Source organism: Telluria sp. GW821-FHT07G12 (genome assembly GCF_059418525.1).
Window position 1 is genome coordinate 180,744 of sequence record NZ_JBWKQA010000003.1, and the last position, 24,501, is coordinate 205,244.

The 24,501-nt window shown below is 66.2% G+C and carries 23 protein-coding genes and 1 other RNA gene; 12 read left to right on the top strand and 12 right to left on the bottom strand.

Going from position 1 to position 24,501, the window contains the following annotated elements:
* Positions 1 to 9 precede the first annotated feature (9 nt).
* Complete coding sequence (gene ggt, locus AC07PE_RS13395; protein WP_498765137.1) at positions 10 to 1,767, bottom strand: gamma-glutamyltransferase; 1,758 nt, start codon at positions 1,765 to 1,767, stop codon at positions 10 to 12.
* The gene (locus AC07PE_RS13400; RefSeq protein ID WP_498765139.1) at positions 1,764 to 2,150 is read right to left on the bottom strand and encodes a hypothetical protein; all 387 of its coding nucleotides are present in this window, start codon (positions 2,148 to 2,150) and stop codon (positions 1,764 to 1,766) included. The genes ggt and AC07PE_RS13400 overlap by 4 nt, the downstream gene beginning before the upstream one ends.
* Positions 2,151 to 2,340: 190 nt before the next feature.
* Here AC07PE_RS13400 and AC07PE_RS13405 point away from each other — a divergent pair, with 190 nt between their 5' ends.
* Genes AC07PE_RS13405 through crtB form a run of 5 tightly spaced genes read left to right on the top strand, consistent with a single transcriptional unit; the run spans position 2,341 to position 8,308 of the window.
* Positions 2,341 to 3,306, top strand: a complete 966-nt coding sequence (locus AC07PE_RS13405) for a polyprenyl synthetase family protein (protein ID WP_498765141.1) — start codon at positions 2,341 to 2,343, stop codon at positions 3,304 to 3,306.
* A 19-nt stretch (positions 3,307 to 3,325) separates the two neighbouring features.
* Complete coding sequence (locus AC07PE_RS13410) at positions 3,326 to 4,645, top strand: glycosyltransferase (protein ID WP_498765143.1); 1,320 nt, start codon at positions 3,326 to 3,328, stop codon at positions 4,643 to 4,645.
* Positions 4,642 to 5,829, top strand: a complete 1,188-nt coding sequence (crtY, locus tag AC07PE_RS13415; protein WP_498765145.1) for a lycopene beta-cyclase CrtY — start codon at positions 4,642 to 4,644, stop codon at positions 5,827 to 5,829. Before AC07PE_RS13410 ends, crtY begins: the two co-directional genes overlap by 4 nt.
* A complete protein-coding gene (locus AC07PE_RS13420; protein ID WP_498765147.1) occupies positions 5,826 to 7,340 on the top strand; it encodes a phytoene desaturase in 1,515 nt (504 codons plus the stop codon). Before crtY ends, AC07PE_RS13420 begins: the two co-directional genes overlap by 4 nt.
* Positions 7,337 to 8,308: a 15-cis-phytoene synthase CrtB gene (crtB, locus tag AC07PE_RS13425; RefSeq protein ID WP_498765149.1), complete on the top strand. Its 972-nt coding sequence runs from the start codon at positions 7,337 to 7,339 to the stop codon at positions 8,306 to 8,308. The genes AC07PE_RS13420 and crtB overlap by 4 nt, the downstream gene beginning before the upstream one ends.
* Here the strand turns inward: crtB and AC07PE_RS13430 are convergent.
* Positions 8,202 to 8,741: a sterol desaturase family protein gene (locus AC07PE_RS13430; protein ID WP_498765151.1), complete on the bottom strand. Its 540-nt coding sequence runs from the start codon at positions 8,739 to 8,741 to the stop codon at positions 8,202 to 8,204. The two genes, crtB and AC07PE_RS13430, sit on opposite strands and share 107 nt — an antisense overlap.
* A gap of 31 nt (positions 8,742 to 8,772) precedes the next feature.
* Here AC07PE_RS13430 and AC07PE_RS13435 point away from each other — a divergent pair, with 31 nt between their 5' ends.
* Positions 8,773 to 9,189 (top strand): DUF2141 domain-containing protein, encoded by a 417-nt coding sequence (locus AC07PE_RS13435; protein ID WP_498765153.1) that lies wholly within the window; start codon positions 8,773 to 8,775, stop codon positions 9,187 to 9,189.
* A gap of 83 nt (positions 9,190 to 9,272) precedes the next feature.
* Positions 9,273 to 9,740: an MgtC/SapB family protein gene (locus tag AC07PE_RS13440; protein ID WP_498765155.1), complete on the top strand. Its 468-nt coding sequence runs from the start codon at positions 9,273 to 9,275 to the stop codon at positions 9,738 to 9,740.
* Between the two features lie 12 nt (positions 9,741 to 9,752).
* Here AC07PE_RS13440 and AC07PE_RS13445 read toward each other — a convergent pair whose 3' ends face one another.
* A complete protein-coding gene (locus AC07PE_RS13445; protein ID WP_498765157.1) occupies positions 9,753 to 11,672 on the bottom strand; it encodes a M57 family metalloprotease in 1,920 nt (639 codons plus the stop codon).
* A gap of 78 nt (positions 11,673 to 11,750) precedes the next feature.
* Positions 11,751 to 12,410 (bottom strand): glutathione S-transferase family protein, encoded by a 660-nt coding sequence (locus AC07PE_RS13450; RefSeq protein ID WP_498765159.1) that lies wholly within the window; start codon positions 12,408 to 12,410, stop codon positions 11,751 to 11,753.
* Positions 12,411 to 12,498: 88 nt separating this feature from the next.
* Here AC07PE_RS13450 and AC07PE_RS13455 point away from each other — a divergent pair, with 88 nt between their 5' ends.
* Positions 12,499 to 13,383: a dienelactone hydrolase family protein gene (locus AC07PE_RS13455; protein ID WP_498765161.1), complete on the top strand. Its 885-nt coding sequence runs from the start codon at positions 12,499 to 12,501 to the stop codon at positions 13,381 to 13,383.
* Positions 13,384 to 13,434: 51 nt separating this feature from the next.
* On the opposite strand, the gene rpoH is transcribed toward AC07PE_RS13455, so the two are convergent.
* The 5 genes from rpoH to ftsY all read right to left on the bottom strand — a co-directional run bounded on the left by rpoH (position 13,435) and on the right by ftsY (position 18,396).
* Complete coding sequence (gene rpoH, locus AC07PE_RS13460; protein ID WP_498765163.1) at positions 13,435 to 14,325, bottom strand: RNA polymerase sigma factor RpoH; 891 nt, start codon at positions 14,323 to 14,325, stop codon at positions 13,435 to 13,437.
* Positions 14,326 to 14,743: 418 nt separating this feature from the next.
* A complete protein-coding gene (locus tag AC07PE_RS13465; RefSeq protein WP_498765165.1) occupies positions 14,744 to 15,388 on the bottom strand; it encodes a hypothetical protein in 645 nt (214 codons plus the stop codon).
* Positions 15,389 to 15,571: 183 nt separating this feature from the next.
* Entirely contained in the window at positions 15,572 to 16,495 is a 924-nt protein-coding gene (ftsX, locus tag AC07PE_RS13470) for a permease-like cell division protein FtsX (RefSeq protein ID WP_498765167.1), read from the bottom strand.
* Positions 16,492 to 17,163: a cell division ATP-binding protein FtsE gene (locus AC07PE_RS13475; protein WP_498765169.1), complete on the bottom strand. Its 672-nt coding sequence runs from the start codon at positions 17,161 to 17,163 to the stop codon at positions 16,492 to 16,494. The genes ftsX and AC07PE_RS13475 overlap by 4 nt, the downstream gene beginning before the upstream one ends.
* 6 nt (positions 17,164 to 17,169) lie before the next feature.
* Positions 17,170 to 18,396 (bottom strand): signal recognition particle-docking protein FtsY, encoded by a 1,227-nt coding sequence (ftsY, locus tag AC07PE_RS13480; RefSeq protein WP_498765171.1) that lies wholly within the window; start codon positions 18,394 to 18,396, stop codon positions 17,170 to 17,172.
* A 285-nt stretch (positions 18,397 to 18,681) separates the two neighbouring features.
* Here ftsY and AC07PE_RS13485 point away from each other — a divergent pair, with 285 nt between their 5' ends.
* A complete protein-coding gene (locus tag AC07PE_RS13485) occupies positions 18,682 to 18,888 on the top strand; it encodes a hypothetical protein (RefSeq protein WP_498765173.1) in 207 nt (68 codons plus the stop codon).
* 2 nt (positions 18,889 to 18,890) lie between these two features.
* Here the strand turns inward: AC07PE_RS13485 and AC07PE_RS13490 are convergent, their stop codons facing one another.
* The gene (locus AC07PE_RS13490; protein WP_498765175.1) at positions 18,891 to 19,778 is read right to left on the bottom strand and encodes an AraC family transcriptional regulator; all 888 of its coding nucleotides are present in this window, start codon (positions 19,776 to 19,778) and stop codon (positions 18,891 to 18,893) included.
* A gap of 140 nt (positions 19,779 to 19,918) precedes the next feature.
* Between AC07PE_RS13490 and AC07PE_RS13495 the strand changes: the two genes are divergently transcribed.
* Together AC07PE_RS13495 and AC07PE_RS13500 are read left to right on the top strand one after the other, a co-directional pair.
* A complete protein-coding gene (locus tag AC07PE_RS13495) occupies positions 19,919 to 20,674 on the top strand; it encodes an SDR family NAD(P)-dependent oxidoreductase (protein ID WP_498765177.1) in 756 nt (251 codons plus the stop codon).
* Positions 20,675 to 20,774: 100 nt separating this feature from the next.
* Positions 20,775 to 22,223, top strand: a complete 1,449-nt coding sequence (locus AC07PE_RS13500) for a PQQ-dependent sugar dehydrogenase (protein WP_498765179.1) — start codon at positions 20,775 to 20,777, stop codon at positions 22,221 to 22,223.
* Between the two features lie 69 nt (positions 22,224 to 22,292).
* Here the strand turns inward: AC07PE_RS13500 and AC07PE_RS13505 are convergent, their stop codons facing one another.
* Positions 22,293 to 24,005 carry a thiamine pyrophosphate-binding protein gene (locus AC07PE_RS13505; RefSeq protein WP_498765181.1) on the bottom strand — a complete coding sequence of 571 codons (1,713 nt, stop codon included), beginning with the start codon at positions 24,003 to 24,005 and terminating at the stop codon, positions 22,293 to 22,295.
* Between the two features lie 142 nt (positions 24,006 to 24,147).
* On the opposite strand from AC07PE_RS13505, the gene rnpB reads away from it, so the two are divergent.
* Positions 24,148 to 24,492, top strand: an RNA gene (gene rnpB, locus AC07PE_RS13510) — RNase P RNA component class A.
* The last annotated feature ends 9 nt before the right edge of the window (positions 24,493 to 24,501 follow it).

Sequence of the window (24,501 nt, forward strand, 5' to 3'; positions counted from 1 at the left end):
TTGGTCTCCTCAATGTCCGCGCTTCTGCACCAGCGCCGTGCCGATGCCGTGGCGGTGTCCCTCGCTGACCGCGGTCACGGTCCCATCCGGATTGAACACGATCGCGTTCGCCGCGCCGATTTCTTCGGGCGCCGGGCTGGTTTCCCACTTGTGACCGAAGTTCTCCAGTCCCCTGGCCTGCATGCTGCCGACGAAGCCCGGCTCCACCGACGTCTCCTTGCCGTTGCGTTGCGAAAGGCGCGGCGCATCGATGGCCTTGTCCATGCTCATGCCGAGGTCGACGTGGTTGACGATGGTCTGCAGCACGGTGGTGATGATGGTGGCGCCGCCCGGGCTGCCGATGGTGAAGGCCGGCTTGCCGTCCTTCAGCACGATGGTCGGCGCCATGCTGGAGCGCGGGCGCTTGCCGGCTTCCGGGATGTTCGGCGCCGGGCCGGTGAAGTCGAAGTCCGTCATCTCGTTATTCAGCAGGAAGCCATAGCCCGGCACCACGATGCCGCTGCCGCCCCAGGATTCGATGGTGAAGGTGTAGGAGACCACGTTGCCTTCCTTGTCCGACACGGTGAGGTGGGTCGTGTGCGTGCCTTCCTGGATCAGCTTCTGCTGCGGGCGCAGCGGGAAGCTCTGGTCGTTCTCGTATAAAAAGGCGTCGCCGGCCGGGACCACGGCAGCGGCCTTGTCGGCGCGGATCAGCGAGCGGCGCTGGGCCGCGAACTGCTTGGACAGGATGCCGTCGACCGGCGCATCGACGTATTCCGGATCGGCCAGGTAGGCGTTGCGGTCGGCGAAGGCCAGGCGGCTGGCTTCCAGGTACAGGTGCTCGACGTTCGGGCGCGGCATGCCTTTCAGCTCGTAGCCTTCGAGGATGTTGAGGGCCTCGGCCACTGCGATGCCGCCGCTGCTGGGCAGGGGCATGCCGTAGATGTCGTAGCCGCGGTAGGTCGAACGGATGGGCTGGCGGATGCGCGCTTCGTAGTTGGCCAGGTCCGCCAGGCTCATCGTGCCGGGCCTGACCTGGGCGCCGTTCGCCAGCGGCGGGCGGTTGACGGCATCGACCATCGCCTTCGCCATCGGTCCTTCATAAAAGGCCTTGTAGCCGCGCGCGGCGATTTCTTTATAGGCCTTGGCCATGTCCGGATTCTTGAGCAGGGTGCCGGTGGCGACCGCCTTGCCGTTCCTCAGGTAGAGCTGGCTGGTGCTCGTAAACAGCTGAAATTTTCTTTCATTTTCGGCCGTTAATTTGTGAAAAGTTTCACTGACGGGAAAGCCCTTGGTGGCCACGTCGATGGCCGGCGCCAGCACCTGTTTGAAGGACATGGTGCCGTAGCGCTGCAGGGCTTCGTGCCAGCCGCGCACCGTACCCGGCACGCCCACCGAGGCGCCGCTGGCGACCGCGGTCTCGAAATCGATCGGCTTGCCGTTTTCCTGGAACACGGCCGGGCTGAAGGAGTTCGGGGCGGTCTCGCGGTGGTCGATGGTGATCACGCGCTTGTCCTTGGCCAGGTAGATGACCATGAAGCCGCCGCCGCCGATACCGCAGCTGAACGGGTCGGTCACGCCCAGGGTGGCGGCGGCAGCGACGGCGGCGTCGATCGCATTGCCACCCTTGTTCAGGATGGCGATGGCCGATTCCGACGCCTTTTCGCTGATGGTGGCGACCGCGCCCCCGGTGCCGGTGGCGACCGGGTTCCTGGCGAGCGCCAGCGGCGGCGTGAGGACGATGGACAGGATCAGTGCGCCGGCGAGCGCTTTCGCGGATGTGGTCATGGACTGGTGATTTTGAGCGTGACGGGAATGACGTCGCCGGGGCGCGTCGCATTGGTGTTGCGCACGGGCGGGATGCTGGCCGGGTCGAGCGCCACGCGGGCGCCGCGCAGGGATCGGGGCCTGGCAACCAGCTGGTCCGGGCCGAGCGCGAATTCTTCGCGGCCATCCGGTCCCTCCAGCGCGAACTGGAAGCTCAGCTTGCCGGCCCAGACGCAGCGTGCGTTGGGCGGGCAGCGGCTGTCGCTGAAGCTGTCGTAGCTGAGGGTGGTGTTGCCGGACAGGCCCACGCGCTGGCCCGGTTGCAGCGGATACGTCCCGTCCTTGAGCGGCGCGGTGGCGCACCCGGTCAGGCCAATCAGAACAAGCGGAGCGAGCAACCTCATTGCATCTTTCCGGTTATTTGCGGAAAGCCAATCATAGCAAAGATGCCAGGCAGAGCAGGGCGGGGCACGGTCGTGTTGTGCGGGTAGGGAGCGCAAGTGCGCACGGTTGAACAGAATTAACTATTTCCCAATATGTTTCCGGTATGATGGGGCTCAATTTCATCAAATTTGCCCCAGCAGAGAGATGCGCATGACGACACAGACACGGCGGTTCGGCGGGTTCGGCATCGACCAACTGCGCCAGCAATTGGAGGAGCGTATCGATCGCCACCTGGCACAGAGTCCGGATCAGGCGGACCTGCTGACCCTGGCCATGCGCGCGGGTGCGCTCGGCGCCGGCAAGCGCATGCGGCCGCTGCTGATGATGCTGGTGGCGCGCGACCTCGGCTGCGACTCGGGCGCCCTGGTGGACGTCGCCTGCGCGGTCGAGATGGTGCACGCGGCTTCGCTGATCCTCGACGACATGCCCTGCATGGACAATGCCATGCTGCGCCGCGGCGAGCCCACCATCCACGTGCGTTTCGGCGAAGACGTCGCCATCCTGGCCGCCGTCGGCCTGCTCAGCCGCGCCTTCGGCATCCTGGCCGCGGCCCACGAGATCCCGGCGCCGATCCGCGCGCGCCTGGTCGCCAAATTGTCGGAAACGGTCGGCGACCAGGGCCTGGTCAAGGGCCAGTTCCTCGACCTGCATGGCAGCCGCAAGAGCGCCGCCGAGATCGCCGCTACCAACGAACTCAAGACCGGCGTGCTGCTGGGCGTGGCGGTCGACATGGCCGCCGTCATTGCCGAATCCGACGATTGCGTGGCCCAGTCGCTGCGTGCTTTTGCACTGGCGGCCGGCCAGGCCTTCCAGATCCGCGACGACTTCCAGGACGGCCCCGGCAACGACAGCGCCGTTACCGGCAAGGACACCGGCAAGGACCTCGGCAAGCCGACCTTCATCAACACCCTCGGCCATGAGGAGGCGCGCCGCCGGCTCGACCATCACCTCGACGAAGCCGAGCGCCACCTGAGCGCGGCCCTGGGCGCAAGCGGCCATACGCGCCGCTTCGTCGCCGGCCTGTTCGCGCGTAGCCAGGACAGCGCGGCCTTCGCGTCGACACCCAAGGCCCACTCGCATGCGGCCGGCGCCAGGTTGAGCCTGGCGCGCCACTGAGCGCGGACGGAGACGGAGCATGGCGCACTTCGGCGTGGTCGCACCGGCGTTCTACAGCCACTTCAGCGCATTGGCCGCGCTCAGTCTCGAGCTGGTCAAGCGCGGCCACCGCGTGACTTTCCTGCAGCGGCCGGACGCCGCCATCTACCTGAAGGACGCGCGCATCGGCTTCCATGCGCTGGGCAGCAGCACTCATCCACCGGGTTCGCTGGCGGCCTCGCTGCGGCGCGCGGCCAGTCCCGGCGGGCCGCTGGGCCTGCGCCAGGTCATCCTCGACATGGCTCGCGGCACCGAGATGCTGTGCCGCGAGCTGCCGGCGGCGCTGCAGACCCTGCGCATCGACGCCTTGATCGCCGACCAGATGGAAGCGGCCGGCGGCCTGGTGGCCGAGGCGCTCGGCATGCCCTTCGTCTCGGTGGCCTGCGCGATGCCGGTCAACCGCGAGCCGGGCATACCGCTGGCCGTGATGCCCTTCGCGTACGAGAACAGCGAGCGGGCGTATCAGGTGGTGGAGGGCAGTACCCGCGTCTACGACTGGATGATGCGGCCGCACGGCGCGGTGATCGCAGCGCAGGCGCGCCGCCTCGGCCTCGGCAAGCGCAGCGGCCTGCACGATTGCCTCTCGCCGCTGGCGCAGATCAGCCAGACCACCGACGCCTTCGATTTCCCGCGCCGCGCGCTGCCGCCGCATTTCCATCACGTGGGACCGCTGCGCGCGCTGGCCGACACTGGCGCTTCAGAGCCCACGCCGCTGCCGGAAATCGACGCCGGCAGGCCCTTCGTGTTCGCCTCGCTCGGTACCCTGCAGGGCCACCGCTTCGGCATCTTCAAGCGTATCGCCAAGGCTTGCCGCCGGCTCGACGCCCAGCTGCTGGTCGCGCATTGCGGCGGTCTCGATACGGACCAGGAAGATGCCTTGACCCGCGCCGGCGCCAGCTGGGTCTGCGCATTTGCGCCGCAGCGGGAAGCGCTGGCGCGCGCCGATGCCGTGGTGTCGCATGCCGGCATCAACACGGTGATGGATGCGGTCGAGGCGCGCACGCCTATCCTGGCGATGCCGGTGACCTTCGACCAGCCGGGCACCGCCGCCCGCATCCTCCACGCCGGGATCGGCCTGCGCGCCTCGACGCGCCTGGCCGGCCCCGCCACCATCGCACGCCAGCTGCAACATTTGTTCAAAGAGGAGCGCTTCTTCGAGCGGCTCGACGAGCAGGCGGCCAGCCTGGCCCAGGCCGGCGGCGTGCCGCGCGCGGCCAGCATCGTCGAGGCCGCGCTACGCCTGCGCCGCAGCGAAGACCGGCGGGCGCCGGCTGGCAGCGCGGTACGGGCGCCGGCATGAGTACCGGCGACCGAGCCGCCCCCTGGGACCTGATCCTGGCCGGCGGCGGCCTGGCCAACGGTCTGATCGCCTGGCGCCTGGCGCAGCAGCGGCCGGAGCTGCGCATCCTGCTGCTGGAACAGGGAGCGCATGTGGGCGGCAACCACACATGGTCCTTCCACGACAGCGATCTCGATGCGCCGCAGCTGGCCTGGATCGCGCCGCTGGTGTCACACCGCTGGCCGCGTTACGAGGTCGTGTTCCCGAAGCTGTGGCGCAGGCTCGAGGGTGGCTATGCCAGCATCGCCTCGCAGGATTTCGCGCGCGTGGTCGAAGCCGCGCTCGGGCCGGCGCTGCGCCTGCAGGCGCGCATCGCCGCCATCGGCCCGACCCGGGTCGAACTCGAAGGCGGCGAGGTGCTGCAGGCGCGCGCCGTGATCGACGGCCGCGGCATGCGGGCAAGCAGCCGGCTGGCGCTGGGCTGCCAGACCTTCCTCGGCCAGGAAGTGCTGCTGGCCGAGCCGCATGGCCTGACTGCGCCGCTCATCATGGACGCCAGCGTCGAGCAGCAGGGCGGCTACCGCTTCGTCTACGTACTGCCCTTCGATAGCCATCGCGTGCTGATCGAGGACACCCACTATGTCGACAACGCCACGTGGGAGCCCGAACGCCTGCGCGCCAACATCGCCGCCTATGTGCGGGCGCGTGGCTGGCGCGTCGAGCGGGTGCTGCGCGAGGAAGAGGGCAGGCTGCCGATCGTGCTGGCCGGCGACTTCGACGCCTACTGGCACGACCTGGCCGGCCAGCCCAGCGCCGGCCTGCGCGCCGGGCTGTTCCACTCGACCACCGGCTACTCGCTGCCGCACGCGGTGCGCCTGGCCGAGCGCATCGCGTCCATGCGCGCGCTCGACGCGGCCACGCTGTTCGCCGCCATCCGCGACGAGGCCGCGCTGGAATGGCGGCGCCAGCGTTTCTTCCGCCTGCTGAACCGCATGCTTTTTTTGGCGGGCAGCCCGGACCACCGCTGGCGCGTGATGCAGCGCTTCTACCGCTTGCCGGCTCCCCTCATCAAGAATTTTTACGCCGGCCGCCTGAGTTTGAAGGACAAGGCACGCCTCTTGAGCGGCAAGCCGCCGGTGCCCGTGGGCCAGGCCTTCCTTGCCGCATGCAAGATCCACCCTCACCAGATCGGAAACGCAGAATGAACGCACGGAACATCGAAGCGCGCCGCGCAGTGGTCGTCGGCGCCGGCTTCGGCGGGCTGGCCCTGGCCATCCGCCTGCAGGCCCGCGGCATCCAGACCACGCTGCTGGAAAAGCGCGACAAACCGGGCGGCCGCGCCTATGTCTACGAAGACCAGGGCTTCGTGTTCGACGCCGGCCCCACCGTCATCACCGATCCCTCGTGCATCGAGGAGCTGTTCGCACTGGCCGGCAAGCGCATCGAAAACTACGTGGAGATGCTGCCGGTATCGCCCTTCTACCGCCTGTGCTGGGAAGACGGCAGCCACTTCGACTATGCTAACGACCAGGAGGCGCTGGACCGCCAGATCCACGCGCGCAACCCGGCCGACGTGGCAGGCTACCGGCGCTTCCTGGCGTATTCGAAGGCGGTGTTCGCCGAGGGCTATCTGAAACTGGGCGCCGTGCCCTTTCTTTCCTTCCGCGACATGATCGCCGCCGGTCCGCAGCTGGCGCGTTTGCAGGCCTGGCGCAGCGTGTACGGCATCGTGTCCCGCTTCATCCAGGACGAGCAGCTGCGCCAGGCTTTCTCTTTCCACTCGCTGCTGGTGGGCGGGAATCCCTTTGCCACCTCCTCGATCTACACCCTGATCCATGCGCTGGAACGCGAGTGGGGCGTGTGGTTCCCGCGCGGCGGCACCGGCGCCCTGGTGCGTGCGCTGGTGCGCCTGTTCGAGGACATCGGCGGGCGCATCGAACTGAATGCTTCCGTGGCGCAGATCGAGGTCAGCGGCGCACGCACCACCGGCGTGCGGCTGGAGGATGGGCGCATGTTCGCGGCGGATGCGGTGGCCTCGAACGCCGACGTAGTCCACACCTATGCGAAGCTGCTGGGCCAACATCCGCGCGGCGCGGCGGAAGGGGCATCGCTGGCGAAGAAGAAGTTTTCCAACTCGCTGTTCGTGCTCTACTTCGGCCTCGACAAGCACCACAGCCAGCTGCGGCATCACACGGTCTGCTTCGGGCCGCGCTACCGGGAGCTGATCAGGGACATCTTCAAGGGCGAGACCCTCGCCGAGGACTTCTCGCTCTACCTGCACGCGCCTTGCGTGACCGACCCCTCGCTGGCGCCGCCCGGCTGCGGCAGCCACTACGTGCTGGCGCCCGTGCCCCACCTTGGCAACGCGGCTATCGACTGGGAAGAGGAGGGGCCGAAGTACCGCGATCGTATCTTCGACTACCTGGAACGGCGCTACATGCCGGGCCTGCGCAGCCAGCTGGTCACCAGCCGCATCTTCACGCCGCTGGATTTCCGCGACCAGCTCAATGCGCATCATGGATCGGCGTTCTCGCTGGAGCCGCTGCTGACCCAGAGTGCCTGGTTCCGCCCGCACAACCGCGACGCCGAGCTGGCCAACTTCTACCTGGTCGGCGCCGGCACCCATCCCGGCGCCGGCGTGCCGGGCGTGATCGGCTCGGCCAAGGCCACCGCCGGCCTAATGCTGCAGGCGCTGCAGGAAGGAGTGCGCGCATGAAGGAGGCTTTGCTGAATCACGCCGAGAACACCATCGCGGTCGGCTCGAAGAGCTTCGCCGCCGCTGCCAGGCTGTTCGACCCGGCCACGCGGCGCAGCGTGCTGATGCTGTACGCCTGGTGCCGCCACTGCGACGACGTGGTCGACGGCCAGGAACTGGGCTTCAATGCCGCGCCGCGCGAGCAGGTCGACGCCGCTGCCAAGCTGGCCATCCTGCGCGAGCAGACCCGCCGTGCCTATGCCGGCGAACGGATGCAGGATCCGGCCTTTGCCGCCTTCCAGGAAGCTGCGCTGCGCCACCATATCCCGCAGCGCTTCGCCTTCGACCACCTAGCCGGCTTCGCGATGGACGTCGAAGGCGCGCGCTACGAAACGATAGCGGACACGCTGCGCTACTGCTACCACGTGGCGGGCGTCGTCGGCCTGATGATGGCCGCCATCATGGGCGTCAGCGAGCCGCGCCTGCTCGACCGCGCCTGCGACCTGGGCCTGGCCTTCCAGCTGACGAACATCGCGCGCGACATCGTCGAGGACGCGCACGTGGGACGCTGCTATGTACCGGCCCAATGGCTGCGTGAAGCGGGCATTCCCGTCCATGAAGCCGCGCTGCCGCAACACCGGGCGGCGCTGGCGACGGTGGCGGCGCGCCTGGTCGACGCCGCCGAGCCTTACTACGACTCGGCCCTGGACGGCATCGCCGGCCTGCCGCTGCGCTCGGCCTGGGCGATCGCCACCGCGCGCAAGGTGTACCGGCAGATCGGGGTGGTGGTGAAGCAGCGCGGCGCGCGAGCCTGGGACGAGCGGGCAGGGACGTCGAAGGCGACCAAGCTGCGCCTGCTTGCGGAAGGCGGCGTGCAGGCCCTCAGCTCGCGTCTTGCGACTCCGCGGCCGCGTCCGGCCGGCCTGTGGCAGCGTCCTGGCGCCGCTGGCGAAGCGGCCCCTGGTGCAAGGCATGCAACTGCCGCTTGAGAACATCTACCGGCGGCGCATACAGGAAGCCGAAGGACACCGCGCCGTCCTTGCCGGCCACGGCGTGGTGCATGCGGTGGGCCTGGTACAGGCGCTTCAGGTAGCCGCTGCGCGGCACGTAGCGGAAGGGCCAGCGCTGGTGCACCAGGCCGTCGTGCGCCACGAAATACAGGAAGCCATAGGCCGTCATGCCGGCGCCGATCCACTCCAGCGGATGGTGGCCCAGCGTGGCGCCGGCGTAGATCAGGGCGATCGCCACGCCCGCGAACACGATGGCGTACAGGTCGTTCTTCTCGAACCATCCGCTGCGCGGCTCGTGGTGCGAGCGGTGCCACGCCCAGCCGAAGCCGTGCATCACGTATTTGTGCGCGACGATGGAAAACACTTCCATCAGGACCACGGTAGCGACGAGGATGAGGGCATTGAAGATCATGAAAGCAGCCTACCATATTGAAAGGAAAAGCATGACCCGATTCATCCAGCTGTTCACGAGCGCTCTGCTGCTGGCGGCCGCCGCCGGCGCCTCGGCCGCCACCGTCGAAGTCCACGTCACGGCTGTGGCCGGCGGCAAGGGCACGATCCGGGTCGCGGTCTGCGACCGGGAACGCTTCCTGAAGCAGTGCGCGTACACGGCCTCGATGCCGGCGCGCGAGGGCGAGAACGTGATCGCGGTGCCGAATGTGCCGCAGGGCAGCTGGGCCGTGCTGGTCTACCAGGACGAGAACGGCAACGCTGAACTGGACCGCAACCTGCTCGGCATCCCGAAGGAGAACTACGGCTTCAGCCGCGATGCGGCCAGTCGATTCGGTCCGCCGGGTTTCGACGATGCGGTCATCGAGGTCAGGGATGAGGTGACGGTGGCGAAGATTAAGCTGCACTGAGCAAGCTGCACTGACCGGCCTGCGCGCCACGGACGAGCAACGACTGGCATCATTGCCCCAAATCGAACGGGGAGCGATGCATCATGTGGTGGGAACAAAGCTGGCTGACGATACAGCAGGAATTTTCGGACCTGGGCGACGCCCAGGACATCACGCGCGTGGTCGTGCGCCTGATCGTGGCCGTGGTGCTGGGCGGCCTGCTCGGCTACGAGCGCGAGTCGATCGGCGCGCCGGCGGGGCAGCGTACCCACATGCTGGTGGCGCTCGGCTCGGCGATCTTCGTCCTGATCCCGCTGCAGGCCGGCATGAAGATCGAGGACTTGTCGCGCGTGCTGCAGGGCGTGACGGCGGGGATCGGCTTCCTCGGCGCCGGCGCCATCCTCAAGCTGCGCGACCGTAATGACATCAAGGGCCTGACCACGGCCGCCAGCGTGTGGCTGACCGCCGCCGTCGGCGTGGCGGCCGGGATGGGCAGGGAGACCACGGCGGTGGTCAGCGCCGTGTTCGCGTTCGTGATCCTGTCCCTGCTGCGGCGCAAGGACAAGGACTGAGCCTGGGCCGGCTCAGGCGACGTAAGGCTGGTAGACGATCCCGTTCTGCATCTGGCCGACCAGCAGCGTGTGCAGTTCGGGGCTCTCGCTGATCGCCGCCAGCACCTGGCCTTCGGTGGCGCCGTGTTTCATGACATCCAGCCAGTAGGCATAGCCGCCCGCGTCCGGGGTTCGGTGCAGCATGTGCTGGTACACCTTGACCAGGAAATCCTCGGCATTGCGCGTGGCGCCGTACATCTTGACGAATTCGTCGGCTTTGGTGAATTCCGTCGCCACGTCGACCAGCGAGACGCCGCGGTCCAGTGCGCCGAGCCAGAAGCCCAGGCCGCCCACGTCGGGCACGCGGTCGAAGGCGGCCGCATACAGCTGGTAGGCCTTGCCGGCGATGCCGTCGATGTCGAGGGCCAGCGCGCCGTCGGCGAACAGCAGGCGCTCGATGCCGGTCAGGGTGTCACTGCCATCGATGCCGGCCTTGTCGGTCACACGCAGGCCGGTGTCGAGCATTGTGATCGTGTAGCCGGCCCGCTCGCCGCCATAGGCAGCCATGTCGCGTCCGGCGCCGCCGTCGAGGCGGTCGTCGCCGCCACCGCCTTGCAGCAGGTCGTTGCCGGCGCCACCGCTGATGCTGTTGGCAACGGCATTCCCGAAAATGAGGTCGTTGCCGGCGCCGCCGATCGCGTTTTCGATCACCGAGCCGATATCGATCGTGATCTGGCCTTTCGCGGTGATCGTCGCCCCCTTGGCGCCCACATAACTCCAGAAGCCCTGTTCCAGCGACAGGGTCAGGTCCTGGGTCTGCGCCGAGCCGTCGATGGTGTCGTTGCCGCCGCCGTCGCCGATCATGAGGTAGTCGCGGCCGATGGTGTAGCGCGTGTCGTCGCCGTGGTAGGTGCTCGCCGCGCCGTAGATGTACTGCAGGGCCGCGATGTCGAGAGGGCTGAACTGCCCCGGATTGCTCTCGACGCCCGTATAGCTCATGATCGAATTCTGCACGTTGTCGTCGGCTTCGGGCAGGAAGGGGCCGATGCCGGTGTGGCCAAGTGCGTCGTCGGTGCCGAAGGGATGCTTCAGGCCGAGCGCATGGCCGATCTCGTGGGTGACCACGCGCATGAATTCCCAGCCTTCGTCCAGGCCGGGCGAGAGCGCAAGCGTGGAGCTGTCGACCATGACCCTGCCGCTCGCCAGGCCCGGCGCCAGCATATAGCCATAGCCGGCCGAGTCCTGCTGCTTGTTGTTGGCGAAGACGATGGTGCCTTCGCCTTCGGTGTCGGTGGTTTCGACGAAGTGCACGTTCAGCACGGTCTCCATGTAGGCCAGTACCGCCCTGGTATAGCCGATCTGGGAGTCGTTGAAGGGCTTGAAGCCCTTCTTGTCATCGTCCTTGAAAAAGCTCGGCGGCGTCTGCGCGAACGCGTAGCCGATGATGTGGGCCTCGCCGAGCGTCGCGGCGACGAAGGGCGCGCCGTCATGGACGAGCGCATCGATCCAGTAGGGCAGCTTCTTGACGCCCGGCGCCCAGGTCCAGTCCTCGACATCGGGATTGGTCTTGTACCAGTCCACCCGGATCGTGCCGCTGTCGTGGCCGCCGGAATCGTAGACCAGGTCGGTGCGGTTGCGGATCTCGTAGTGGTCGTCGCCGTCGTCGCCGACCAGGGCATTCAGGCCGCTGCCGCCGTCCAGGCTGTCGTTGCCGCCTTCGCCGAACATCAGGTCGTCGCCGTCGCCGCCCAGCAGGGTGTCGTTGCCGCTATTCCCGTCCAGGTAGTCGTCGCCCGCGCCGCCGTCGAGCAGGTCGTTGCCGCCGTTGCCGACAATATCGTCGTCGCCGGCGCCGCCGTGGATGTTTTCGTCGGCGAGCGTGCCCTTCAGGGTGTCATTGAGGGGCGTGCCGTCGATGCGGATCGAGCCGAGGGGGTTTGCTGGCGTAGTCACGAGGCCTCCTTGCTGGGAAAACATGACGATATCCCATATTACACGGGGGAAAATCCTCGCTTTCTCACCCTTCCCTAATTAGTCCCGGTCAGGGGCACCTAGAGGAAATAGAGGCCGATACGGGCGCGCCTCGTCCACCGCGCGGGCGAAGGAGGGGCGTGCGAGCAGGCGCGCACGGTAGGCGCGCAGCACGGGGAAGTCTGCCGGGATCGGATGGGTCCAGTCCGCGTAGAACAGCGCGGGCGCGGCGGCGCAGTCGGCCAGCGTGAAGTCTTCGCCTGCAGCCCACGTCCTGCCCGCAAGCCGCTGCTCGAGCCAGGCATAGGCCCAGTCCAGCTTTTCCACGGCGTGCGCCAGGCCATCGCGGCGCTTGTCCGGGTCGCCGCTCAGGGCGCCGCCGACGGCATGCTGGACCGGCGACATCACGTGGAGGTCGAAGAAGCGGTCGAGGAAGCGCACGTCCAGCGCTGCCATCGGATCGGCCGGCAGCAGGGCCAGTTTGCCGGGATGGGCCAGTTGCAGGTATTCGATGATGATGCTGGTTTCGGCGAAGTCGCGATCGCCGTCGACCAGGACGGGAAATTTGCGCAGCGGCCAGAGGCGCAGCCATTCGGCGACGTGTTCGGGCGTCTCGGGTCCGATGCAGCGGAATTCGAAGGGCAGGGCGCCTTCGTAGAGTGCGATGAGCACTTTCTGGGTGTAGGAAGAGAAGGGATGGCCGTAGAGCAGGAGCGACATGGCTGGGGCGCTTTCATCGGTGAGGGATGGCTACTCTACCCTGAATTGGCGTATGCTTGTCAATTCAACCATCATGGAGAGGTGAACGATGAAGCGTCTGAGCGCCACCGATTTCGATCCTGAAGTGCTGAAGCTGTTCGATGGCTATGTCCACGGCCGCCTGTCGCGCCGCGACTTTCTTGCGCGGGCGGGACGTTACGCGGTCGGCGGCGCGACTGCCGCCACCTTGCTGGCGCAGCTCTCGCCCTCGTTCGCGGCGCCGCTGGTGGCGGCAAGCGACGCCCGCCTGAAGACCAGTTACCAGGAATTCCCGTCGCCGCAGGGCTACGGGACGGTGCGCGGCTACCTGGCGATGCCGGCGAATGCCAGGGGCAAGCTGCCCTTGGTGCTGGTGGTGCACGAGAACCGCGGCCTGAATCCGCATATCGAAGACATCGCACGCCGCCTGGCGCTGGAGGGCTTCATCGCCTACGCGCCGGACGCGCTGTTCCCGCTGGGCGGCTATCCCGGCGACGAGGACAAGGCGCGCGCGCTCTTCCCCAAGCTGGACCAGGTCAAGACCCGCGCCGACTTCATCGCGGCGTATCACGCGCTGGCGGCGCTGCCGCAGGGAACGGGGAAAGTCGGCGTGGTCGGCTTCTGCTACGGCGGCGGCATCGCCAACTACCTGGCCACCCAGCTGCCCGAGCTGGCGGCCGCCGTGCCTTTCTACGGCTCGCAGCCGAGCGCAGCCGACGCGGCGAAGATCCGCGCGCCGCTGATGATCCACGACGCCGGCAAGGACGAGCGCATCCTGGCCGGCTGGCCCGCCTACGAGGCCGCGCTGCAGGCGAACAAGGTGAACTACCAGCACTTCGTCTACGCCGGCGCCGAGCACGGCTTCAACAACGACACCACGCCGCGCTACGACGAAGCGGCGGCCAAGCTGGCCTGGGGGCGCACGGTCGCGTTTTTCAAGGAAAAGCTGGGCTGAACAAAAACAAAAGGCACCCGAAGGTGCCTTTATTTTTGAAGCGACGTTCGCTTAGACGTAGGACGCCAGCGCCGTCTTCATCTTCTTCAGTGCAGCCGTTTCGATCTGGCGGATGCGCTCGGCCGATACGCCGAACTCTTCGGCCAGCGTGTGCAGGGTCGCGCCCGAGCCGTCGTCGTTGGCCAGCCAGCGTGCTTCCACGATGCGGCGCGAACGCGGGTCCAGCTTGCCGAGAGCCGTTTCGATGCCTTCCGATTGCAGGCGCACCACGTCGTTGGCTTCCAGCACCTTGGTCGGTTCCTGCTGGTCCGAGGACAGGTAGGCGATCGGCGAGAACTTGTCGTCTTCGTCGTCGGTCGGCGCTTCCAGCGCGATGTCACGGCCCGACAGGCGGGTTTCCATCTCGATCACTTCTTCGCGCTTCACGTCGAGCATCTTGGCCAGGTCGTCGACTTGTTGCGGCGACATGGCGTCCAGGCCGGTCTTGTTGCTGCGCAGGTTGAAGAACAGCTTGCGCTGGGCCTTGGTCGTCGCGACCTTCACCAGACGCCAGTTCTTCAGGATGTATTCGTGCATCTCGGCCTTGATCCAGTGCATGGCGTACGACACCAGGCGAACGCCCTGGTTCGGGTCGAAACGCTTGACTGCCTTCATCAGGCCGATATTGCCTTCCTGGATCAGGTCGGCGTGCGGCAGGCCGTAGCCGAGGTAGCCGCGCGCGATCGAGACCACCAGGCGCAGGTGGGACATCACCAGCTTCTGCGCGGCGTCCAGGTCGTTCTGTTCCCGCAAGCTCTTCGCCAGCGAGACCTCTTCCTCGTGGGACAGCATCGGCAGACGGTTGACGGCTGAAATATAGGCGTCGATATTGCCGAGATTGCCGGTAAAACCCAGTCCCAGAGCACGGGTGCCAGCGGGAACCAATGCGGATTGTGCGGACATAGTCATATTCCCTCGTAGAGTATTCTGTGCTGCATCGTCAATATGCCCGAAAGAGAGCCCCGAAGGCACACCTCTTACGGCTTGTTACGGGATGCGAGACAGTGGTTAGACGTAATATTAGCACTCTCTTGAGGTGAGTGCTAGCCGCCTCCATATCCCCGACGACGTCCTTAAGTCCTGCTAAAGTATTGCTTCTGGGAATCGAATTTTTTGGCTCGATTCAACTGTAGAGCAGATGTGAGCGATACCGTTGATACGGGTCAAACGTGACGCTCATACTATTTGAATTAGGTAGAAGACAGGTTAGGCCCCATATGGTTTGAGGTCTGTGAAGTGGCGCACCTACTTTTGTAGGCGTATATCCCGTCTCCGCCGTGGATTTTTCTGGCCAACGGCGGATGGGATAACAAAAATGTAATCAAATTGGCTGGATGGCGGCCCAGGTGGCAGGCAGGCGATCGTAAGTAGCAAGCCAGGGTGGCAGCTTTGGATCGAGCCAGTTGATGACCTCAATCCCCTTCGTGTGCAAGTCGATCAGGGATGGGGTTAACCAGAGCAGCTGTTCATGATGGAAGACACGGTTTCGAAGATCTCGGATCTGGTTCAAGGCCGATGAGACGGTATGTCGCTGCCGCTGAGGTTTCGGACAACGGGGAAATACCAGGCGAAGCTCTTTCCATAATACCGTCTGAAACTGGACATTGAATAGCGAACTCCAGAAGCCGAAGGCCAGTTCCGCGATGATCTTGTCAGGTGTAGCAGGTTCTGCGCGGCGTTGCAACTTAGTCTTCGTGCTGGATATCTCGCGGGTTTGCCATGCGAACGAAGGGTTGCCGGCCAATGCTTCCCACCAGTCCGGACGCTTGTAGAAAGCGCTGAGACGGCGGTGTATTCCGTTTTTCAACGCAATCTCAAGCACACTGAGCATCGGCATCATGGCTTCGGCCAGCAGCAAATTATTACCATAGGCTTTTGCCGCTTTGACTTCGTCGCCGTTGCACGACGCACGGTAGCGGCCTAACCGAGCCGAGGAAAAATGTTTTTCAAGCTCAATCCAGTCCATGTGCATCATTTTTGATCATCGGGGATCATGATGATATACTGCGTATGCAGCCCTAGGTTATGTCCTCTCCCAGCACCCATACTGGTGATGACGCTAGGTCAGTTCTGGTCCCGCTGAGCGGGACCACCCCGAATAAAAAAACAAACCCGCCTTCTGGCGGGTTTGTCATTTCTAGGCTTGATTTCAGTTCAGGCGCGCCAGATGCCGCTGCACCGACAGCATCGCCCCCACCAGCCCCAGCCCGGCGCTGATGGCCAGCAGCCCGGCCAGGCCCAGCGGCGGCAGCGCCGACAGCTGGAATTCCGAGGCGTACAGGCGCGCGAATTCGGCGATGGCCGCATTCAGCGGGTGCAGGGCCAGGGAAACGGCCCCCAGCGCCACCGCGCCGGCACACAGGCCGAGCAGGGCGCCGGTGTAATAGAAGGGGCGGTGGATGAAATTGTCGGTCGCGCCCAGCAGCTTGGAGACGGCGATCTCGTCGCGCTGGGTCAGCACCTGCAGGCGGATGGTGTTGAACACCACCGCGATCACGACCACGCCAAGGGTGATCGCCAGCAGCAGCAGCACCAGGCGCAGCACGCCCAGCAGGGCGGCGAGGCGCTTGACCCAGGCCGAGTCGACCTGCACCGAATCCACGCCCGGCAGCGCCTTCATCTGCTCGGCAATGCCGTCGACGCGGGCGGCGTCCGTGGTGCGGCTGGTGAAACCTTCCAGCTTCATGACATAGCTGTCCGGCAGCGGGTTGTCGCCCAGGGTTTCGATGACGTCGGTCAGGCCGCTCTTGGCCTTCAGGTTTTCCAGCGCCTGCTCGCGCGGGACGAAGCTGACTTTCGCTTTGCTGCCGGCCAGGATCTCGCGCAGCTGCGGCGCCAGCGCCTGCGCCTGTTCGCGCGGCGCGTCGGTTTTCATGAACAGGCTGATCTCGGGATCGACCGAGAGCTGTTCCGACATCGGGCGCACGTTGTCGAGCAGGGTCACGCCGGCGAAGGGCAGGGCCAGCGCCACCGCCACCACCAGCACGTTGAACAGGAAGCTGCCCGGCGTCTTGCGGACCTGGGCGAAGGCTGCGCCGAGGGCGAAGCGGTGTTGGCGGAACCAGATGTTCATGCCGCACCTCCGGTCCCGGCACCGACCAGCTCGCCATGCTCGAGGCGGATCACGCGCGCCGCTTTATCGAGGATCTGCTCGTCGTGGGTCGAGATCATGCAGGTCACGCCCACGGCATGGAAGGCGCGCAGGGCGTCGATCACGCGGTCGGCGGCGGCGCGGTCCAGGTTCGCGGTCGGCTCGTCGGCCAGGATGATCTGCGGACGGTTGACGATGGCGCGGGCGATCGCCACGCGCTGCTGCTCGCCGCCGGACAGTTCCAGCGGCATGGCCTTGGCGCGGTCGAGCAGCCCGACCTTGTCGAGCGCCGCTCTGGCGCGCTGTTCCGCCTGCGAGGACGAGGCGCCGGTGACGATCAGCGGCAGCATGGTATTCGCCAGGATGGAGCGGTCGTTCAGCAGGCGCTGCTGCTGGAAGATCAGCCCCAGGTTACGGCGCAGGAAAGGCACGCCGGCCTTCTTGAGCTTGCCGATGTCGTGGCCGTTGACGACAACCTGGCCGCTGGTCGGACGCTCGACGGCGGCGATCATCTTGAGCAGGGTCGACTTGCCGGCGCCGGACGGGCCGGCCAGGTAGACCAGCTCGCCCTTGGCGATGCTGAACGACACATCGCGCAAGGCAAGCGCGTCGGCGGAATACTTTTTGGAGACGGACTGGAATTCGATCATCGAGCGTTATCCCAGCAGCGCCTCGGCGAACTCGTCTGCGCTGAAGGGTTGCAGGTCCTCCAGCTTTTCGCCCACGCCGATGAAATACACCGGCACCGGGCGGGTGCGTGCGATCGCGGCCAGGATGCCGCCCTTGGCGGTGCCGTCCAGCTTGGTGATCACCAGGCCGGTCAGCTGCAGAGCGTCGTCGAAGGCCTTGACCTGGGCCAGCGCGTTCTGGCCGGTATTGCCGTCGATGACCAGCAGCACTTCGTGCGGCGCGGCTTCCATGCCCTTGCCGATCACGCGCTTGATCTTCTTGAGCTCTTCCATCAGGTGCAGCTGGGTAGGCAGGCGGCCGGCGGTGTCGACCATGACCACGTCGACGCCGCGCGCACGGCCCGACTGCACCGCGTCGAAGGCGACCGCGGCCGGGTCGCCGGACGCCTGCGAGATCACGGTGACGTTGTTGCGCTGGCCCCAGACCATCAGCTGCTCGCGGGCGGCGGCGCGGAAGGTGTCGCCGGCGGCCAGCAGCACCGACTGCTCGAAGCGTTGCATGTGCTTGGCCAGCTTGCCGATGGTGGTGGTCTTGCCGGCGCCGTTGACGCCCGCGATCATCATCACCAGCGGTTCGTGGCGGCCCAGTTCCAGGGGCTTTTCCAGCGGGCGCAGCATGTCGACCAGCAGCGACTTCAGCGCGGCTTTCACGGCGGCGGCGTCGAGCAGCTTCTCTTCCTTGACCTTGCGGCGCAGATTGTCGAGCAGATACTGGGTGGCGTCCATGCCGGCATCCGACATCAGCAGGGCCGATTCCAGCTCTTCGTACAGGTCTTCGTCGATGCGCGCGCCGACGAACAGCAGGGACAGGTTGTTCGAGGTCTTGGACAGGCCGGCCTTCAGGCGCGTCATCCAGGATTTTTTCTTTTCGGCTTCGCTGCCCGGACGCTCGGCGGTCTCGGGGAAGAGCTGGCCCTCGTAGGCGTTCGACAGGGAAGCGGCCTGTTCGGCGATCTGGGTGGCGACCGGATCGGGCACCTCGGCTTCGCGCGCGGCCGGCTCTTCCGGCTCGGCGACCTCGGGCGCCGGTACAAAGGTATCGTCGCTGGCGCCGAACAGGCGGCGCAGGAAGCCCGGCTGGGCGGGTGCTTCCGCAGGCGCTTCCGGGGCAGCGGCAGCAGGCGCTACTGCGGCGGACTCCGCCTGGACGGGCGTCTCGGCTTCAGGTTTTTTCTTTTTGAAGAAACTAAACATGGATGGTGTCGGGGAGAGGAACTGCATGCATATGCCCGATTTCGGCGGGCATGTCAACGATCGCAGTATTCTACCAGAGCGTTGCGGCTGACCCTCGTCCGGGTCTGGCCATCAGGCAAGGCGGTTTAGCCGGAAATCGAGCGGCATGACGTGCGACAGCTCATCCATATTGTCGCTAGAATGCTGCTCATCAGTTCATATATCAATACGCTGGCTGGAAAATCGGCGGCGACTGGTATAGATTGTGAGCGTTTACAAAAAAAGTGCTTCCCACAAGGATTCATTGTGAAGATCCTGTCCAGGTACCTCAAGCGCCTCATTTCTGGAGACGAAGTGACGGGCGGTAATGCAGCATCGCTGCGCAATATCGTCGTCTGGCTGTTCATCGCGCTGGTCGCCGCTTTCCTGACCCACCCTTCGGCGGATCCGCGCTATAACGATGCGCCGGTGCCCTGGCCGGCCGAGCTGGGGCTGGACCAGCCAGGCATCTGAGTTCACACCGTCTGCATCCGCTCCCGCGCCGCCTTCGCGTCGCGCACCGGCGGCTGGCCGAACAACTTTCCATAATCCCTGGTGAACTGGGGAACGCTCTCATAACCCACCGCAAACGCTGCGCTGCTCGCGCTCGCGCCCTCCGCCACCAGCAGGCGGCGTGCTTCGATGAGCCGCAGCTGCTTCTGGAACTGCAGGGGCGACAGCGAGGTGGCATCCTTGAAATGCTGGTGAAACGCCGATGGGCTCATGCCGGCCGCTGCCGCCAGGCTTTCCACCGGCAGGGACTGTGCAAAACGGGTGCGCAGCATCGCCACTGCGCGCCCCAGGCGCTGACTCCTGCCGTCCTGCATGCCGAGCCGACGCAGCGTCATGCCGTGGCGGCCGGCCAGCAGCCAGTAATGCAGTTCGCGCACCAAAGGGGCGTGGAGGAAGGGGACGGCCTCCGGACGATCGAGCAAGCGCATCAGCCTCAGCGCGACTCCGGCAACGTCGTCGTCGGTGCGCTCCAGCCGCACGGGCTGCCGCTCATCGCCCGTCTTGTCGCTCATCTGCGCCGCCAGCTCGGCGATGATCGCCGGGTCCAGTTCGAGCACCAGGGCCAGATAGGGTTCGGCCAGGCTGGCGCGCACGATCTGGCTGACGGTCGGCACGTCGGCCGTGATCAGGAGCGAGTCGCCGGGGTGGAAATCGTAGCTGCGGGCGCCGAAGCTGACCTGCTTGTTGCCCTGTAACACAAGGCAAACCAGGGGGCGCGGAATGCCGTGCACCAGGCCGCTCAGCATGCAGGCGCGGACGGTCGTCAGACCGGGAATCGGCGAGGGCGCCACGCCGTCCGGACCGGCGTGCGACTCGGTGTAGCGGCGGACCGCATCGCGTAGTGTCGTCATGTGCGCAAGCTTATACCGCGCGCGCCGCCGGTGCACGCCGGCCTGGAGGATCTGGCAAGACCGGGCGAGATTCCGGCAACCGGCGCCGGCCGCCGCGCCCGATGATGGAGGCCCTCGAACACACAGCTAAGGAGCCTGCCATGTCCACCATCTCCCTCGTTACCGGCGCCAGCCGCGGCCTCGGCCGCAATACCGCCCTTGCGATCGCCCGCCGCGGCGGTGACCTCATCATTACTTACCATAGCCGCCGCGAAGAAGCCGAGGCGCTCGTCGCCGAGATCGAATCCCTCGGCCGCAAGGCCCTGGCCTTCCAGCTCGATACCGGCGACGTTGCCGCCTTTCCCGGCTTTGCCGAGCGCCTGGCCGGCGCGTTGCGCGCCACCTGGGGCCGCGAGCGCATCGACCACCTCGTCAACAATGCCGGGCACGGCGACTACGCGCCCATCGGCCAGACCGGCGTCGCCCAGTTCGACCGGCTGGTCGACGTGCACTTCAAGGGTGTGTATTTCCTGACTGAAGCGCTATTGCCGCTGATAGAGGACGGCGGCCGCATCGTCAACCTGTCCTCCGGCCTGACCCGGGTGGCTTTTCCGGGTTATGCCGCCTACGCAGCCGTAAAAGGCGCGGTCGAGGTGCTGACACGCTACCTGGCGAAAGAACTGGGTGGACGCGGCATTGCCGTCAACACGGTGGCGCCGGGTGCGATCGAAACGGATTTCGGCGGCGGCGCGGTGCGCGACAACCCCGACATCAATCGGCTGTTCGCAGGCATGACTGCGCTGGGCCGCGCCGGTGTGCCGGATGACATCGGGCCGATGATCGCCAGCCTGCTGTCGCCCGACAACCGCTGGGTGACGGCGCAGCGGATCGAGGTCTCGGGCGGCCAGGGGATCTGAAGAGCCGATCTTTTTGCGGGCGGCGTGAACCTTCCTCAGGCGCTTCGGCATTAACCGACGTTGTCGTCAACGGCCAGCCGGCCATCAGGAAGGGCACATCATGACATCTCGCAGCTTCTCCCACGCATTGGTGCTGGCGCTTGCCGGCGCCGGTCTCGTCACCCCAGCCTTGGCGCAGCAGCACACGCCCCTGGTGGATCCGATTCCCGGGCAGATTCCCCAGAGTCCGCTCAGGATCAATCTGGAGACCGTCCAGTCCGGCCTGGTGTCGCCGAACGCCGCCGCGGTCGCTCCGGGCGATCACAGCCATCTGTATGTGGCCGACCAGGCCGGCCAGGTCTGGCGCATCGCCACCTCCAATCGCGATGACGGAGACGATGACGAGGATGACAACCGCGGCCCGGCGCACCAGCCGGAACTCTTCCTCGACGTGAGCAAGCTGCTGGTGACGCTCGGGCTGGGCCCGGGCAAGTACGACGAACGCGGCCTGCTGGGCATCGCCTTCCACCCCCAGTTCAGGTTCAATGGCCTGTTCTACACGTTTACCTCGCAGCCCGTAAAAGGCAGCGCGGATTTCACGACCCAGCCGGCGGGCGTGGCGCCGAATTGCCAGAGCGTGCTGACCGAGTGGCGGGTCAAGCATCCGAATAAACCGGGCAGCCCGGTCGACCTGAGCAGCGCGCGTGAGCTGATGCGCATCGACAAGCCGCAGTTCAACCACAACGGCGGCGCGCTGGCCTTCGGCGCCGACCAGATGCTCTACATTTCGCTGGGCGACGGCGGCGGTGCCGACGACGAAGACGTGGGCCACGCGCCCGGCGGCAATGCCCAGAGCCTGGCGGAGGGCAACGTACTGGGCAAGATCCTGCGCATCGATCCGCTCGGGCGCAACGCGGCCAACGGCAAATACGGCATCCCGCCCGACAATCCCTTCGTCGGCAAGCCGGGCGCCGACGAAATCTTCGCCTATGGCTTCCGCAATCCCTTCCGCATGTCCTTCGATGCCTTCGGGCGGCTCTACGTCGGCGACGTCGGCCAGAACAATATCGAGGAAGTCGACGTCGTTGCGCCGGGCGGCAATTACGGCTGGCGCATCAAGGAGGGCACTTACCTGTTCGATACCGGCGGCCCGAATGCCCAGGGCAGCGGCGCCGGTTGCGTGTATACGGACAGTCCGGGCCTGCCGGCCAATCTGCTCGATCCGATCGCGCAGTACGACCACGCGGACGGCGTTGGCGTGCCGAATGCGCGCAGCGCCGTCATCGGCGGCTACTTCTATCGGGGCCACAAGCTGCGCGATCTGCGCGGCCAGTACGTGTTCGGGGATTATGCGGGGCAGGGCAGCGCGACGCCCGAAGGGCATCTGTTCGTGCTGGGCCGGAACAACCGGGTCGAGAACCTGGTGGCGGCGAACCGCAATCCGCTCGGTCTGGCGGTGCTCGGCTTCGCCCAGGATGCGCGCGGCGAGTTGTATCTGCTGGCAAACGGTACCGGCACCCTGCTGGGCAAGACCGGCGTGGTCATGAAGCTGACGCGCGCGCCGCGTTAGAGTGCCACCCCGGCGGCTACCTGGAAATCGGGGCCAGGTAGCCGCCGGGCGCGGCATGCCGCAAGGATCTCAGCCGGCTTTGGCTGCCTGCGCGTTCTTGCGGATGGTCTCGAGCGTGGCGCCCGGCGTGATCAGGTTGCCGTCGTAGCGCAGCTCGATCACGGCCGGCAGTTTCTGCTCGTTCGTGAAGGCCACCGCACGTTGCAGGGCCGGCCCAAAGTCGGCAGTTTTCAAGACTACTTCCCCGTGTCCGCCATAGGCTTGCGCCAGCGCCGCGAAGTCTGGGTTGTGCAGCTCGGTGCCCGACACGCGGCCCGGATACTCGCGCTCCTGGTGCATGCGGATGGTGCCGAACATATTGTTGTTGAAGACGATGAGGATCAGGCCCGCGCGGTACTGCACCGCGGTCGCCAGCTCCTGGCCGGTCATCATGAATTCGCCGTCGCCGGCGAAGGTGACCACGGTGCGTTGCGGATCGACGATCTTCGCCGCCACGCCGGCCGGCACGCCATAACCCATCGCGCCGCTGGTCGGGGCTAGCTGGGTGCGCATCGCGCCGTAGCGCCAGAAGCGGTGCGCCCAGGTCGCGTAATTGCCGGCGCCGTTGGTGATGATGGTGTCGTGGGGCAGGGCGGCCTGCATGTCCTGCACCAGCTGCCACAGATTCAGCGGCGCCGGATTCGACAAATTCGCATCCTTGAAGATCGGTGGCTGTTCCTGCCAGGCGCGCAGCTCGGCCTTGGCTTCCTCGACCGTGTGGCGCCAGGCGCTCGACTCCACCGGCTCCATCGCCGCCAGCATGCGCGCGGTTTCCGGCGCGCCGCCGGCGATCATCAACTCGGCCTGGTACACGCTGCCCAGTTCCTGCGGGTCCGGATGGATGTGCACCAGGCGCTGCTTCGGCACCGGCGATGCCAGCAGCGAGTAGCCGCTGGTCGTCATCTCGCCCAGGCGCGGGCCGAAGGCGATCAGCAGGTCGGCCTCTTTCACGCGCGCGGCCAGCTTCGGATTGATGCCGATGCCGACGTCGCCGACGTAGTGCGGGTGGTCGTTGTCGAGCAGGTCCTGGAAGCGGAAGGCGCATGCCACCGGCAGGCCGTTCGCTTCGGCGAACTTCTGCACGTCGGCGCAGGCTTCATCCGTCCAGGTGCCGCCGCCCAGCAGCAGCAGCGGCTTTTTCGCCTCCTTCAGCATGCCGCGCAGCGTGTCGATTTGCGCCGCGGAAGGCGAGGCCTGCACCGGCTGGTAGCGGCGCGTGTCGGCCACTTCGGCTTTTGCGATCAGCATGTCTTCCGGCAGCGCCAGCACCACCGGGCCCGGACGGCCACTCGTAGCTATCTGGAACGCGCGCGCCATGTATTCGGGGATGCGGTCGGCGCGGTCGATCTGCGCCACCCACTTGGCCATCTGGCCGTACATGCGGCGGTAGTCGATTTCCTGGAAAGCTTCGCGGTCCATGAAGTCGGTGCCGACCTGGCCGATGAACAGGATCATCGGCGTGGAGTCTTGATATGCCGTGTGCACGCCGATCGAGGCATTGGTCGCGCCCGGGCCGCGGGTGACGAAGCAGATGCCGGGCTTGCCAGTCAGCTTGCCGTAGGCCTCGGCCATGAACGCCGCGCCACCCTCCTGGCGGTTGATCACGAAGCGGATGTTCGAGTCGTGCAGGGCATCCAGCACGTCGAGGTAGCTTTCGCCGGGCACGCCGAAGGCGGTGTCCACGCCGTGGACCTGGAGTGCATCGACCAGGATCTGGCCGCCGCTGCGGGAGGGGTGGGTCATGGTGGGTCGTCCTTGTAGATTTTGCTATCCGGACATTCTAGGCAAGCTTGAGGACAGTGGCTTTTGAAATGGCGACACAAACTTACAGAAAACGCAGCGATTGCAGCCGGCGGGGACGCGCATCGGGTACAATTCCCGCCGTGAAGCAGGCCAGACAGCCGCTGGCCGGCACCGCAAGGTGCTGGCGGGAGGAAGGTCCGGACTCCACAGAGCGGGGTGACGGTTAACGGCCGTCCGCCGAAAGCCGGCGCAAGCCGGTATAAGGCGAGGAATAGGGCCACAGAGACGAGCGTATTAAGTTACGGTGAAACGCGGTAACCTCCACCTGGAGCAATTCCAAATAGGCACGCGTTGATGTTGCTCGCGGAGCGTGCGGGTAGGAAGCTTGAGCGCCGGAGTAATTCGGCGCCTAGAGGAATGGCTGTCATAGGGGCGTCCCGCAAGGGAGACCACTACACAGAATCCGGCCTATCGGCCTGCTTTACACTAATTCACG

Excerpts from the sequence above, each read along its gene's own strand:
- AC07PE_RS13495 (WP_498765177.1), top strand. The coding sequence starts at position 19,919 with ATGTCCACCATCTCCCTCGTTACCGGCGCCAGCCGCGGCCTCGGCCGC.
- AC07PE_RS13400 (WP_498765139.1), bottom strand. The coding sequence starts at position 2,150 with ATGAGGTTGCTCGCTCCGCTTGTTCTGATTGGCCTGACCGGGTGCGCC.
- AC07PE_RS13475 (WP_498765169.1), bottom strand. The coding sequence starts at position 17,163 with ATGATCGAATTCCAGTCCGTCTCCAAAAAGTATTCCGCCGACGCGCTT.
- AC07PE_RS13430 (WP_498765151.1), bottom strand. The coding sequence starts at position 8,741 with ATGATCTTCAATGCCCTCATCCTCGTCGCTACCGTGGTCCTGATGGAA.
- AC07PE_RS13455 (WP_498765161.1), top strand. The coding sequence starts at position 12,499 with ATGAAGCGTCTGAGCGCCACCGATTTCGATCCTGAAGTGCTGAAGCTG.
- AC07PE_RS13490 (WP_498765175.1), bottom strand. The coding sequence starts at position 19,778 with ATGACGACACTACGCGATGCGGTCCGCCGCTACACCGAGTCGCACGCC.
- AC07PE_RS13420 (WP_498765147.1), top strand. The coding sequence starts at position 5,826 with ATGAACGCACGGAACATCGAAGCGCGCCGCGCAGTGGTCGTCGGCGCC.
- AC07PE_RS13440 (WP_498765155.1), top strand. The coding sequence starts at position 9,273 with ATGTGGTGGGAACAAAGCTGGCTGACGATACAGCAGGAATTTTCGGAC.
- AC07PE_RS13435 (WP_498765153.1), top strand. The coding sequence starts at position 8,773 with ATGACCCGATTCATCCAGCTGTTCACGAGCGCTCTGCTGCTGGCGGCC.
- AC07PE_RS13405 (WP_498765141.1), top strand. The coding sequence starts at position 2,341 with ATGACGACACAGACACGGCGGTTCGGCGGGTTCGGCATCGACCAACTG.
- AC07PE_RS13500 (WP_498765179.1), top strand. The coding sequence starts at position 20,775 with ATGACATCTCGCAGCTTCTCCCACGCATTGGTGCTGGCGCTTGCCGGC.
- crtY (WP_498765145.1), top strand. The coding sequence starts at position 4,642 with ATGAGTACCGGCGACCGAGCCGCCCCCTGGGACCTGATCCTGGCCGGC.
- AC07PE_RS13465 (WP_498765165.1), bottom strand. The coding sequence starts at position 15,388 with ATGGACTGGATTGAGCTTGAAAAACATTTTTCCTCGGCTCGGTTAGGC.
- AC07PE_RS13410 (WP_498765143.1), top strand. The coding sequence starts at position 3,326 with ATGGCGCACTTCGGCGTGGTCGCACCGGCGTTCTACAGCCACTTCAGC.
- rpoH (WP_498765163.1), bottom strand. The coding sequence starts at position 14,325 with ATGTCCGCACAATCCGCATTGGTTCCCGCTGGCACCCGTGCTCTGGGA.
- AC07PE_RS13505 (WP_498765181.1), bottom strand. The coding sequence starts at position 24,005 with ATGACCCACCCCTCCCGCAGCGGCGGCCAGATCCTGGTCGATGCACTC.
- AC07PE_RS13450 (WP_498765159.1), bottom strand. The coding sequence starts at position 12,410 with ATGTCGCTCCTGCTCTACGGCCATCCCTTCTCTTCCTACACCCAGAAA.
- ggt (WP_498765137.1), bottom strand. The coding sequence starts at position 1,767 with ATGACCACATCCGCGAAAGCGCTCGCCGGCGCACTGATCCTGTCCATC.
- ftsY (WP_498765171.1), bottom strand. The coding sequence starts at position 18,396 with ATGTTTAGTTTCTTCAAAAAGAAAAAACCTGAAGCCGAGACGCCCGTC.
- crtB (WP_498765149.1), top strand. The coding sequence starts at position 7,337 with ATGAAGGAGGCTTTGCTGAATCACGCCGAGAACACCATCGCGGTCGGC.
- ftsX (WP_498765167.1), bottom strand. The coding sequence starts at position 16,495 with ATGAACATCTGGTTCCGCCAACACCGCTTCGCCCTCGGCGCAGCCTTC.